Annotated in this window: 7 protein-coding genes, 1 rRNA gene and 1 pseudogene; 5 read left to right on the top strand and 4 right to left on the bottom strand. The window is 59.2% G+C overall.

Translation table 11 applies throughout. The features are described 5' to 3' along the window. Window positions 1-110: 110 nt before the first annotated feature. Window positions 111-2,030: a hypothetical protein gene (locus ALTER154_RS15545; RefSeq protein WP_160088367.1), complete on the bottom strand. Its 1,920-nt coding sequence runs from the start codon at window positions 2,028-2,030 to the stop codon at window positions 111-113. Between the two features lie 687 nt (window positions 2,031-2,717). Here ALTER154_RS15545 and rrf point away from each other — a divergent pair. From rrf to ALTER154_RS15525, 4 genes are all read left to right on the top strand, one after another. Continuing rightward, window positions 2,718-2,833, top strand: a 5S ribosomal RNA gene (rrf, locus tag ALTER154_RS15540). Window positions 2,834-2,979: 146 nt separating this feature from the next. Beyond that, on the top strand, window positions 2,980-3,639 hold the full coding sequence (locus ALTER154_RS15535; RefSeq protein WP_160088365.1) for a paraquat-inducible protein A: 660 nt from the start codon (window positions 2,980-2,982) through the stop codon (window positions 3,637-3,639). Beyond that, complete coding sequence (locus ALTER154_RS15530; RefSeq protein ID WP_160088363.1) at window positions 3,626-4,249, top strand: paraquat-inducible protein A; 624 nt, start codon at window positions 3,626-3,628, stop codon at window positions 4,247-4,249. Before ALTER154_RS15535 ends, ALTER154_RS15530 begins: the two co-directional genes overlap by 14 nt. Beyond that, a complete protein-coding gene (locus ALTER154_RS15525) occupies window positions 4,242-6,545 on the top strand; it encodes a PqiB family protein (RefSeq protein ID WP_160088361.1) in 2,304 nt (767 codons plus the stop codon). Before ALTER154_RS15530 ends, ALTER154_RS15525 begins: the two co-directional genes overlap by 8 nt. Before the next feature lie 36 nt (window positions 6,546-6,581). On the opposite strand, the pseudogene mksF reads toward ALTER154_RS15525, so the two are convergent. The 3 genes and pseudogenes from mksF to mksB form a co-directional block, all read right to left on the bottom strand. Then, window positions 6,582-9,432, bottom strand: a pseudogene (gene mksF / locus ALTER154_RS15520) (Mks condensin complex protein MksF); the annotation flags it as partial. Then, window positions 9,429-10,124 (bottom strand): Mks condensin complex protein MksE, encoded by a 696-nt coding sequence (gene mksE, locus ALTER154_RS15515; protein WP_160088356.1) that lies wholly within the window; start codon window positions 10,122-10,124, stop codon window positions 9,429-9,431. The pseudogene mksF and the gene mksE, both read right to left, overlap by 4 nt. Then, a complete protein-coding gene (gene mksB, locus ALTER154_RS15510; RefSeq protein ID WP_160088354.1) occupies window positions 10,121-11,368 on the bottom strand; it encodes an Mks condensin complex protein MksB in 1,248 nt (415 codons plus the stop codon). The genes mksE and mksB overlap by 4 nt, the downstream gene beginning before the upstream one ends. A 272-nt stretch (window positions 11,369-11,640) precedes the next feature. On the opposite strand from mksB, the gene ALTER154_RS15505 reads away from it, so the two are divergent. Beyond that, on the top strand, window positions 11,641-12,675 hold the full coding sequence (locus tag ALTER154_RS15505; protein WP_160088352.1) for a hypothetical protein: 1,035 nt from the start codon (window positions 11,641-11,643) through the stop codon (window positions 12,673-12,675). Window position 12,676: the final 1 nt, after the last annotated feature.

The following is a 12,676-nucleotide window of genomic DNA, read 5'->3' as shown; positions in this document are numbered from 1 at the left end:
TTGCAGATATCCAGGCTACTTGCTGGCCAATCGGCACTGAAAAGAGAGGAAAGAAAAAAGCCCCGGTCGCAAGGCTGGGGCTTTTCTGGGCACCACTCTCCAATATGACCTTATTGCTCGTCGCACCCGGCATGACCGCAGCTTTCCAGGCACTGCTGGTTGGCGGCGCCCATGCGTTCGACATCGTTGCAGGCATAGACTTGGAACCAATTCTGCTTGGCCACCCGACAGGCTTCGCTCTTGTAGGGTACGGTGACGCGCTGCACCGGATCTCCCGGGGCGCACTGGTAAGTGGCATCGTAGGTTTTCAGACCCATCTCGGCGGATACCTGGACGACGACGTCGTCCAACTGTTTGCTGCGTTCTGCATGGCCCGGAGTGCTGCCGATACCGGCGATATTTTGCAGGGTTGTGTTCGAGTCATCTGTTTCCGTTAGGCTGGCTACCGCAGAGCTGCCCTTGAGTACGCTGTTACTGCCCATGCTGGCGCCACTCAGCGTCGACACGGCAGGTTGCAGGCTCCCCGTGCTTTGCACACCTAAATTCTGCTGTGCCGTGGCGATCCCCCCCGCTTTGCCATCGGTGAGGATATCGGCCGCCATGCCGGTGATCATCTGGTTGCGAATCTCGCTGGAAACTCCGGATACCGAACTGACAGCTCCGGCACCAATACCAATGGCCACCACCTTGCCGAACAGATCGCCACCACCCGAGTCGGCTTCTGTCTCAGTTTGTGCCTGTTGGCGAGCTGCTGCTTGTTGCTGAGCGAGCTGTTGGGCCTTCTGGTTGGCGGCCATCTCGCGGCGCAGGCGGTTGTTTTCCAGACGGGTTTTATACAGCGCGTCGATTCGCTCGCCATGCGTATATTCACAGCGCTCGGGACTGCCCTCGACGGTACAGATTCCATTGCCATTGGGCGCGAAGCCGCTTATCTCGCCCTCATAGACCGGTGTTGCATTGACGCTCACCTGGCCCTTGGTGAAACCCAAGCCCCCGTTGACTGCCGCCATGGTGCCGCGGATCTGCAGACCGGAGTCTAACCTTGACCAGGTAACAGTACCGATGGGAACCCCTTTTTTGAACGGGCCCGCGATGCGCTCCATGCCGGAGGCATCGTAGGCTTCGACAGTGCCGGACCAGTTGTTCTGTTCACAGGTCCCACTGGCGAGGCGCCAGCCGGGGAAACCACAGGATTGTGAGTTGGCCAACTGAGCGCTGCCTACATGGCGCGGCCCCATCTTGCCGTTGCTGGCCATGGCCTGAAACACTTTGCCGTCAGGCGAAGTTACCTGGACCAGGCCATCTTCCAAGTGGCCGAGGTCGAAGTTGCCTTGGACCTGCTCTCCATTGGAGAAACGCATGACACCAGGGCCGTTGGCCAGGGTGAAGTTGACAATGCCTCCCCCCGTGAAGTGGATGAGCGTCGAGGAAGCTTCCAGTTCGGGAAGGCTGTAGGTCGTGCCGTCGAAAGCGATGTTGGCGTACTTGGACCGTGCCGGCAGATTGCAGATACCAGTCCATGTATTGCCCTGCGGGTCACCCAGGATACAGGTACCTCCGGGAAGCATATAAACCCCCATCGCGTAGGAGACGATGCTGAATTTATCGGAGCTGACCGTCCAACCTGCAGGCGAGGTATAAACGCCTTTGCTACCCGGCATGCAGCCTGAGCCGGACAACAGGCTCCCCACGATGTTCCCGCGGAACAGGAGCGAACCATTGGGGCGGTATATTTCCCCATCGCCCTCCAGATAGCCGGGATAGGGCGTTCTGAATGTCCCTTTGCAGGTTGCGGTCAAGCTACCAGTGGCATCGAAGTCACGACCCGAGCCTTGACCATGCGGAACGCTGTTCTTCCACTCGCCGCTGTATTCGTAAGCCGAGGTGGGCGGATTAGTTTGAAAACGATGGGTGTAAACGCCATCGGGGATACCGGTTGGCATGGGTGCGAGCGTGATCTGGGTGCATCCGGCAAACAGCAGGAACATCGCCAGGCTAGTTGTGGTGCGGGAGGCGGCGAGCAGGCGCATGAGGAACATCCTTGATTAGTTTTGGCAAATCCGCAGCAGCGCTCGCCCCTGTTCTAGGAGACATGCGGGCATGGTGATTGCAGATTGCCATATGCAATGAAGGCTGCTCAAGCGTGCTCAGGAACACGCCTCGTCGGTTCGCAAAGAGTTTGATGGGGCACTGAACCTCCAAGGTCTGATCAGCCTGTCCAGCAAAGCTGCTAGCTATCTCTTGATCGGTTGCGGTACGCCGAGCTGTTAAAGGGGTAGGATGGGGCGCTTGAGAATGGCAGCTCCTAGCCGGGAGTCGCCAGTAGCATCGGGCTGGAGTCGGCCAAAAGCGGACAGACAGATCGACTCTAAATACAAGTGCTACTGAGGACGGGGGGACGTCTGGGGTGGCGAGCCTTCCTGTTTTCCTTGCAGACTTAGAGATAGCTGCGGGCCGACTCGTGCGTGCGTTGCCAAAATGGCAATCGCACACAGTGCCCGTGAATCTCTTCTATCGCAGCGGCATGTCGGGTATTGGCCGAGTGCATGCCGTGCTTAACGCCGCGCTCAGGGAAACTCCGGCAATGCTTGGAAAACTCCCTTTAAGCTAAGTCTGCTTTTCAAGCGCACATGCGTCACCTGAAGGGTTATCCNCAAATCACATACCCAATTCGAGGTAGCGTGCCGCGCAAGCAGCACGACATCTCAGCTGAATCGCTTGACGACCATAGAGCATTGGAACCACCTGATCCCATCCCGAACTCAGTAGTGAAACGATGCATCGCCGATGGTAGTGTGGGGTTTCCCCATGTGAGAGTAGGTCATCGTCAAGCACCTATACCAAAACCCCCGATCGTGAAAACGGTCGGGGGTTTTACTTTATGCCGCGAAAAACAAACCATGCCCAGCTCAGCCTTTGATAGGCAACTAAACAGGGCGTGGCTATGATGCCTAAGCGCACTTATCCAAGGGTTCTTCTATGGCCGATCCGGCACTCTCTGAACCACTGTCCGAGCGTGAACTCAAGCAACTGATTGCCTGCCATGAGTGCGATCTGTTGTTGCGCAAACCTGAGGCGGCTACAGGTGAGCGGGTTGAGTGTCCACGCTGTGGCTATGAGTTGTACACCCATCGCACGTATGTCATACGACGGAGTCTGGCATTGGTACTTGCAGCTTTATTGCTTTATGTGCCGGCTAACTTTTTGCCAATTATGCGTCTCAATCTTTTGGGGCAAACCACTGAAGATACGGTATGGACGGGCGTACTCGGTTTGTATAACAGCGGGATGCAAAGCGTCGCCGTGGTGGTATTTCTTTGCAGCATGGCTGTGCCACTGCTGAAGTTGTTATGTCAGCTGGCTGTGTTGCTGAGCATTCAACTGGATATGGGGCGCAGTTATGGCTTATTGCTTTACCGTATTTATCACCATATGCGTGAGTGGGGCATGCTTGAGGTCTACTTGATGGGCATTCTGGTAGCCATCGTCAAGCTGGTGGATCTGGCCGAGTTAAGTATTGGTCTAGGGTTGCTGTGTTTTGTCGCATTGTTACTGGTGCAGGTCTGGCTGGAGGTGACGATGTCGCCGCATCAAATCTGGGAAGCCCTGTCGGGGGAGGATGAGCATGCGAGCGATTGATGCCGGTTTGCTGATTTGTCACGAGTGCCACCAACTCAACCCGCGTCAGCCCGAGAGCCCTAAGCAGTTCTGTACGCGATGTGGCGGCCGCTTGCATGAGCGGAGGCCCAATAGCCTTGTGCGTACCTGGGCGCTGCTGCTGACGGCGGCGGTGCTGTATATCCCCGCCAACCTGCTGCCCATTATGACGGTTAATTCGTTGGGCAAAGGACAGTCCGATACCATCATGTCGGGTGTTATTGAGTTGGTGAACTACGGCATGTTGCCAATTGCTGCGGTGGTCTTTATCGCGAGCATCCTGGTGCCGACATTCAAGTTGGTGGGCATCGCTCTGTTGCTGTACTCGGTGCAACGCCATCAGCCGATGTCAGCGCGGCAGCGGATTCTGATGTACCGTTTTATCGAATGGATTGGCCGCTGGTCGATGCTCGACATCTTTGTCATCGCGATACTGGTCGCGGTGGTCAATTTCGGCAGCTTAGCAAGTATCGAACCAGGCTACGGTGCTACAGCTTTTGCCAGTGTGGTCGTGCTGACCATGCTGGCCGCATTAACTTTTGACCCTCGCTTGATATGGGACAACACGGATTCGGATGACGACCATGAATGATTTGCCGTTGGCCAAAGCACGCCCTGCTTCGAACTGGTCGGCTATTTGGGTGCTGCCGCTGATTGCATTATTGATCGGTGGCTGGCTCGGCTGGCGTGCCTATAACGAGGCGGGTATCGAAATCCAAGTGACCTTCGAGACGGGAGAGGGTTTGCAGGCCGGCAAAACGGAAGTGATCTACAAGGGCATGTCGATTGGTAAGCTGACTGCGATGGAGCTTGACGACAGCGGCGAGCGGCGCGGTGTACGTGCGACGCTGGAGATGGACAAGCGTGTGGAGCATCAGCTGCTCAGCAATACCCGCTTCTGGTTGGTCAAGCCGAGCGTCTCGCTGGCAGGTATTACCGGGCTGGAAACGTTGGTATCGGGTAATTACATCGCCGCCAGCCCCGGCGACGGTGAGCCCACGCGCAAATTCACTGCGCTCAATGAACCGCCGCCCTTGGCCGATACGGCGCCTGGGCTGCACCTGACGCTCAAGGCCGAGCGCTTGGGTTCGTTGAACCGTGACAGCCCGGTGTTCTACAAGCAGATTCAGGTAGGCCGGGTGAAAAGCTATGCCCTGCTTGAAGATCAGAATCAGGTTGAGGTGAAGGTATTCATTCAGCCGGAGTTCGCATCCCTGGTGCGCAAACACACGCGTTTCTGGAACGCCAGTGGTGTGTCTATCGATGCAGGGCTATCAGGTGTGAAAGTACGCACCGAATCGCTGGCCAGCATCGTGGCGGGTGGTATTGCCTTTGCGACGCCGGAGCATCGCAAGGACAGCCCGCCGACCGATCCGTCACTGCCATTCCGCCTGTATGAAGACTTCGATACGGCGCAGGCAGGGATTCGCGTCAACCTGACTCTGCATGAGTTTGATGGGCTGGAGCCAGGGCGTACGCCGGTGATGTACAAGGGCATCCAGGTCGGTCATATGAAGACCTTCAAGATTGACGATGACCTCAGTGGTGCGCGCGTTGAACTGATGTTGGATCCCCGCACTGAAGACTACCTGGTAGAAGGCACGGATTTCTGGGTGGTCAAACCATCGATTTCCCTAGCAGGGATTACCGGGCTCGAAGCATTGGTCAAGGGTAACTACATCGCCATACGCCCGGGCGAGAAAGGCGGTGCGCCGTCGCGTGACTTTGCGGCCAGGCCCAAGGCGCCACCGCTCGATCTGGCGGCGCCCGGTTTGCATCTGGTGTTGTTCAGTGAGGTGCGTGGCTCCTTGGAAATTGGCAGCCCGGTGCTGTTCAAGCAGCTCAAGGTTGGTTCGGTGCAAAGCTATCAGCTCTCACGCGACAACAAGCAGGTGGCATTCGGTGTGCACATTGAGCCGGAATACACGCATCTGGTGAACAACAGTACGCGCTTCTGGAATGCCAGTGGCATTACCCTCAAAGGTGGTTTATCCGGCGTTGAGGTGAAAAGCGAATCGCTGCAAACCCTGCTGGCTGGTGGGATCGCCTTTGAGACCCCGGATCCGAAAGCCGCCAAGAATGACAAGCGCGTGCAGCGCTTCAACCTCTACAGCAGCCAAGAGCAAGCGCTGGAGAAGGGGGTTGCACTGACCATCCGTGTCCCCCGTGGCGATGGGCTTAACCCCGGCACGGCAATTCGTTACAAGGGGCTGGATGTGGGTAAGGTCGAGCGCATTGAGCTGACGGATGATTTGCAGGCCGTGATTCTGCATGCGCGCGTTACTCAGGCAACCCAGCAGATTGCCCGCGTGGGGACGCAGTTCTGGGTGGTCAAGCCCGAGGTGAGTTTGACCCGGGCCGCCAATCTGGAAACCCTGGTCACTGGCCAGTACATCGAAGTGCAGCCGTCTGCACAGAAGGCTGCACTGAAACTGGACTTTACTGCCGCCGAGGCACCACCTAAGGCCAGCGTGCGCGAGCAAGGCCTGCGCCTGGTGTTGAGCGCGGCGCGGCGTGGGTCGATCAAACCGGGTGTGGTGGTCAGTTACCGCGAAGTGCCGGTGGGCAAGGTCACCGACTTCGAGCTGGGGCCAACCTCGGATCGCGTGTTAATCCATATTCTGATTGAACCGCGTTATGCGCCCTTGGTGCGAACCGGCAGCCGCTTCTGGAACGCCAGCGGGATTGGCGTGGATGCTGGGCTGTTCAGTGGCGTGAAGGTGCGTACCGAGTCGCTGGAGGCTTTGCTGGAGGGTGGTATTGCCTTTGCCTCGCCGGATAACCCGCAAATGGGCGGCCCGGCGCAGGTTGGGCAGACCTTTGCCCTGCACGATGAGGTCAAGGAAGAGTGGTTACGCTGGGCGCCGAAGATCGCGCTGGAGAAATAACCGACAAGGGCCGCAATTGCGGCCCTTGTGCTTTATGGCGGGTGAGCCAGCGTTAGGCTGGCTCGATTGCTGCGGTTGTGGTTTCTGCCTTGTTCTTGGCGCTGTCACGGCGCTGGATATATTTCCAATCCGCTTCATCGATATAGATGCCATTCGGCCCGCTGCCGCCTTCCAGGTCGATCGCGACATGGGCCGAAACCTGCGGTTTCACCGAGGCGAGAATCGGCACAAAGCCCAACTGCAGGCTGGTTTCGATCAGCGCTTGCTGGTTCTTCTCATCGATATCCGCCGCTTCATCCAGGTAGTAAGGCAAGCGCACCTTGCCGGCCTGGTCGCGGTCCATCAGGTGCAGCAACAGGTACATGTTGGTCAGCGCCTTGATGGTCATGGTGGTGCCGTTGGAGGCTGCGCCATCGATATCGGTGTGGATCACCGGCTGGCCATGCACCTTGGTGATCTCGAAGGCCAGTTCAAACAGATCCTTCAAGCCCAGCTGGTTATGGTTGGCGGCAACCAGGCGCGATAGGTAGTCCTTGGCTTCCTCGTTCTTGCTGTCCTGTTCGCTGCTCTGCTGCAGGTCGAACACCGAAAGGGTTTCGCCTTCTTCGTACTGCCCGGCGCTGTGGATGATCTGGTCGATGTGCTTGAGCGCATCCTTGTTCGGTGCGAGAACGATGCGGAAGCTTTCCAGGTTGGACACCTGACGCTTGTTGATCTCGCGGTTGAACAGCGCCAGCTGGTGTTCCAGGTTGTCGTAGTCGCTGCGGATATTGCGCAGGGTCCGGGCGATATCGGTAACCGCAGCGCGGCGCGCCTTGGCCAGGGTGATGGCTTCGTCCTGACGGTGAGCGTAAGCGTTGACCAGCAGGTGCAGCCGGCGCTCTACGTCGTCTTCGCTGTCGAACTTGGCCACGCCTTTCAGGCGCACCTGGGCGTACAGCGCCTCAATCTGCCCGTCGATGCGTTGCAGGCCCTGCCAGGCGTCCTGGTAGTCGTTAAGCAGCGGCAGCAGGTTGTCCAGGCTGTCGTCCACCGGGTCGGTAAAGGGTGTGCCGAACGGCAGGTTGGCCGGCAGCAGTTGGCGGCGACGCAGGGCGTCTTCCAGGGTGCGTTCCTTGGCCTCCAGATCGGCGAGCTGACGGCCGACCAATTGCAGCTTGGCGGAGAGCTGTTGCACGCGCTCGGTAAAGGCATCGGATGCGCGTTTGAGTTCGTCCTGAGCGGCCTCCAGCTGCGCCAGCTGCTCCAGTTTCTGCGGCTCTTCCACAGCCAGGGTTTGGCTGCGGCGGAAGTCTTCCAGGGCTTTCTGCGCATCCAGTACGGCCTGGTAGAACTGCTCGGCCTGGGCCTTGCTCGCAGCGCGGTCGGAGGCTACCGCCTGTTGGGTTTTCAGCTGTTTGTATTCGCGATCTAGGCGGTCCTTCTGATCGCGCAGGGCCGCGCGGTCAGCCAGGGCCTGCAGGGCTGGGGGCTCGATATGCGAGAGGTCGATAGTCAGGCCGGGCACTTCGAAGTGTTCGCCCTTGAAACCGTCGAGGATGGCTTCCAGGGATTTGACCCAGGCATCACCCTCGGCGACCTGAATGCCTTTCTCACCCAGCGGCAGGCTGAACAGCTGGCCATTGAACAGGCGCATCAGACGGTCGACATCGGCCTGGCTGAACTCTTCACGTAGGCGTGAGTAGCTGTTGTTGTCGGCGTGTTCGAGCTGTTGCTTGACCGATTTCAGGCGTTTTTCCAGATCGCGCAGGCGCTCATCCAGATCCTCGGCGGAGAACTGCCGCGACTGCGCCAGGGCGCCGGCCAGTTCGTCGTGGGCATCCTTGGCGGCCAGCAATTGCTCTTCCAGCACCTTGGCGTCGTTGACCAGGGCAAAGCGGTTTTTCAGTACTGACAGCTCGCCGAGCCAGCGCTGGATTTCGCTGATCTCGCGCTCCATGCGCATCAATTCCTGGGTGCCGCCACGTTGCTCGTGCTGCAGGCCGTCTTGCTCGCCACGGTAGTGTTCGGCCTGGATCACCAGCTCTTCGCGGCGTGCGCCGGCGTAGTCCTGCCAGGTGCCGAGCAGCGAGTCGAGCAGCGGCGAGAGGCGATGCAGCTTGCCGCGCAGCAGCTCGCGCTGGGCCACACCGGCTGCCAGGGCTTCGATCAAGGGGCCGGCGGTAACCAGCGCCTGGTAGTCCTGCTCCATGCGCCGCACATCGCGGAAGGCTTCTTCGGTGGCGGCGATATAGTCGACGCTGCCCGAACGCAGGCTGTGCTCGAAGGCATCGAGGAACAGCTGCTTAAGCTTTGCCGCGGTGATCTCGCGCATATGCAGCAGGTTGATAAACAGCGCGCGGAAGGTCTTCAGGCTCTGCTCGCTGGTGGAGCGCAGCGGGATCAGGGTGAGGTCCAGCGGAATCGAGGTGTGCCCGCCGACCAGCAGGCGGCGCAGCTCTTCGGGCTTCAGCTCGTAGGCCTTGATGCCTTCGCGTTCCAGGGCGTTGAACAGCTCGCGTTGACGCAGGCAGGTGCCGTTCTTCTGGTAGTGCTCCAGGTCCAGGGTGCCCTGGTAGGCGAAGAACTGGTGGCCGAAGCCGCCCCCCGGGCCGCGCCCGGCCACGCCGATCACATGCGGGCCGTGGGGCAGCACGACTTCGACGAGGATATAGCTGGTGTCGCTGGCGAAGTAGAACTTGCGCGACTGCTCCAGGCTGTACTTGCCAAAGCTCATGTCCGACATGCGCGCGAGAATCGGGAACTGCAGGGCGTTGATCGAGGCGGATTTACCCAAGTTGTTGGCCCCGTAAACCGACAGCGGGTTTTCCAACGGGAACAGGCCGAGGCTGTAGCCGGCGGTATTCAATAGGGCAAAGCGGCGAATGCCGTAGCGTTCCTGGCTCATGCATCCATCTCCTGGGCGTCACGTTCTTCGGCCATGGCGCGGGCCAGGGCGTCTTCTTCGGATTCGTCGGCATCGTCCTCGGCGAGGCTGATGATTTCGTCTTCGGCCTCCTCATCCAGCAGCACAGGCGTTGGCAGCGGCAGGCTGCTGTGCAGGGTGGCGGCCAGGTCGCGATCTTGCTGCACCGAGAGGCACACATCGAGGAAACGGTGCATGGGCGCGAGGAAGCGGTAGATGCCGTTGTCTTCGCTGGCAAAACCGAGCTGGGTCAGGCGGCGCATGACCTTTTCTTCCAACTCTTCCTGGGTGGTGACTTCGGCCTGGAGGAACAGGTCGCGGTACTTTTCCAGCAGCGCTGGCAGTTCGTCACGGCCAAGGCTGCCACCGTCGAGTACGGCCAGCGGGTCGCGGCCCTGATCGGCCAGGTGCTCAACCAGAATAAAGGTGAACAGCGCCAGGCGCTGGGCAGTCTTATTGACCTGAGCGCCCATCTGCTCGGGAACGAAGTAGTAGAAGCCGCGGCTGTCGCAGGTCAGTTCATAGCCCAGGGCCTTGAACAGGCCGCGGTACTGGTCCTGCTGACTGGCCAGCTGGCTGTAGAGTTCTGGGCTGCTGCGGCTGATGTGGTAGCCCTTGAACAGCTCTCGGAAGATCGGGGCGAGCTGGGTCAGTTCTTTCAGGTCGATATTCATACGGTGGTCCCGGCCGGCTTGATCAGGGCAAAGGAGCTCAGGCTGACCTGATGCTCGCGGGTGAGGTAGTCGCGGCGCTCCAGGCGCTCGCGCTGAAAACGGCCATCGCGGGACAGGCGCGAGAACCAGTAGAGCAATTCGTCGGTGGCGCCTTCGGGTTCCTGCTCCAGCAGCCAGACCATCAGATCCGGCAGCGGCAGGGCCTGCTCGCAGCGCTCGATCATTTCCCGTGCGGTGCGTGGCGCGCGCGGCGCTTCGCCTTTGCGGCTGGTATGGGCCTTGGGGAACTGCGCCGGCTTGGGCTCGAACCGGGCCAGGGCGTAAACATAGGCCTCGACCTGCGACGCGGTGCCGAGAAAGGTGCTTTGCGGGCGACTGAACAGCGGCAAGGAGGCCTGCGGCACGGCGTCCAGGCCCTTCTTGCGAATCGTCGCCAGGGCCAGGGCCGCGCCACGGGTCACGGCGTTATGCCGGCGCGCTTCCTCGCGCAGCGGCAACAGCAGCTCGCGGGCACGGCGCAGGGTCAGTTGGGCGGTGGTCTGCATTTCCAAGATGCGCGCATGGGTACGCAGCAGCAGGTCGTCATCGACCAGTTGACCGAGACGCTGTTGTTCGCCGAGCAGGCGCAGCAGCACGTGTTCGACGCGGTACACGCCTTGCTCAAAGGCGCCGTCGGCGGCGACCAGCTGGATCATCGGTTCAACGTATTCGTCCCAGGTGGCCAACACCTCGGCGTAGCGCTGACGCAGGGGAATCTGTCTATCTGAGGTCTTGGCCCGTTCGGCCACGGCGACCAGCGCCTGCTCGTCATTGGCAAGCTTCTTCAGCACATCGCGCACGCGCATGTCGAGCAAGCGCAGCTGGCGCGCCAGATCGGCGGCGTCGCGTACCTCGAAGGCGTCCTTGATATAGCCGGCCAGGCGCTCCAGGTGGCGCAGGTAGGCTTCGATTTCCAGGCACAGGCCCAGGCGGTGTTCGCGGCGCAGGTAGGCGAGGAAGTCGTGAATCTGCGCGTTCAGCTCGAAGCGATTGGGGCTCTTGGCCACCGGCACCAGGATATCCAGGCGAATCCACTGATCTAGCAGGGCGGTGACATCGGTTGGCGTGCCTTCGGGCAACTGCGCGGCGAGCTGATTGCGCAGCTCCACCAGGCTCAAGGTGCCAGCGTCGAAGCGCTCGCACAGCGGCTCCAGCAACGTCCAGTGTTCAGCAAGGGCGCGCAGTACGCGCTTGGGATCAATCATCGGGGCATCCGCTCCGCGGGCTTTTCGCAAAAAACGCCGATTGTACTGCAAGCCGCAGCCAAGGCTTGAGTGTCAGTCATCGTCTGTGCGCGCCGCTCGGGCAGATGTAACCCAGGGTGTGGCGATGGGTAACAGCCTGGCGGCTGTCTGTGACGAGTTTCTCGGGATTTCTCGACTATGGGTCGGCACATTTAAACAGCGGGGTTTTTATAGTGCTAATCAAGGCGTGGAGCCCTCAGGGCTTGTCAGCATAAAAAGAAAAGGAAGCCGCCATGCATCCCACTTTGCGTTTTGCCAAGACTGCTTGTGCTCTCATGTGCAGTGTGCTGCTGAGTGCTACTGCCCATGGGGCAATGGTTGAGTTAGCGGACAACGAATTGTCGGAGGTCACTGGGCAGGCCTTTATCAATCTGACCACCGATAGCCATGCCGGAGTGAATTACACCCGCATCAATTTCGGTATGGACATTGAAACCCAGTTGAACATGAACAAACTCAAGCTGGGTCTGTATGGGCGAACAGGTGAGGCGGCTAATACTGCAGATATCAATATCGACAATTTTGCCCTGGGGTCGGTGAATGCGAACGACACAATTAACCCATTCCGTATTTCTAACCCTTTTCTGGAGCTGGCCTACAAAGACAACAAGGTAGTGGGGGTACGTCTCGGCTTTGGTGAAGCGCAAGGGCACTTGTCGGGCAATATCAATACTTACACCGGTAACCTGGCCATCGATATTTTCGGTAAAGGCAGCTATCTGGGGCCCAAGATTACATGCGGCTGGGACTTCATCGTTTGCTTGCCAGCTAAAGGTTTGGTGAGTGGTGTGTGGGCCAATGAAGACTTCAAAGCTGAGGCTTCGCTGGTGAATGGCTCCGGCAACTCCGACCCCGTACGTGGAACCATGGCGGGGTTGACCAATGGCACCAAGCTTTCCATGCCAGACTCAAGTGCTGCAGCCAACTTCTTGCTGGGATTATTTACCTCGCAGAACTGTGGGCTGTTGGGGGTCAACACCTGCTTCAACCTGTCCGACTATGGCAGCATCCCAATCGGCAAGTTTGATAACCAGACTCAGCAATTTGTCGGCACTGCTAACGGCGTATTCCTCTCCATGCAGACGGAAAACGTACAGTGGCGCGATCAGCAAGATGCCAGCAAGTTCATCACGGCTCTGGCGGGTGCTTTCATGAATCTGCCACGTAATGCAGATGGCACAGCGGCCATTACTCTGAGTTTTCAGCAGGCGCTGGAAGGCATTGCGCGCAAAGATACCTGCCTCGGTTCAGCGACTCACGGGTGCTAAT

It is taken from the genome of Pseudomonas sp. 9AZ, assembly GCF_902506525.1.
In the GTDB taxonomy this organism is placed as follows: Bacteria; Pseudomonadota; Gammaproteobacteria; order Pseudomonadales; family Pseudomonadaceae; genus Aquipseudomonas; species Aquipseudomonas peli.
Note: the sequence above shows the minus strand (reverse complement) of the source record. Positions and strands in the feature narration are given on the sequence as shown.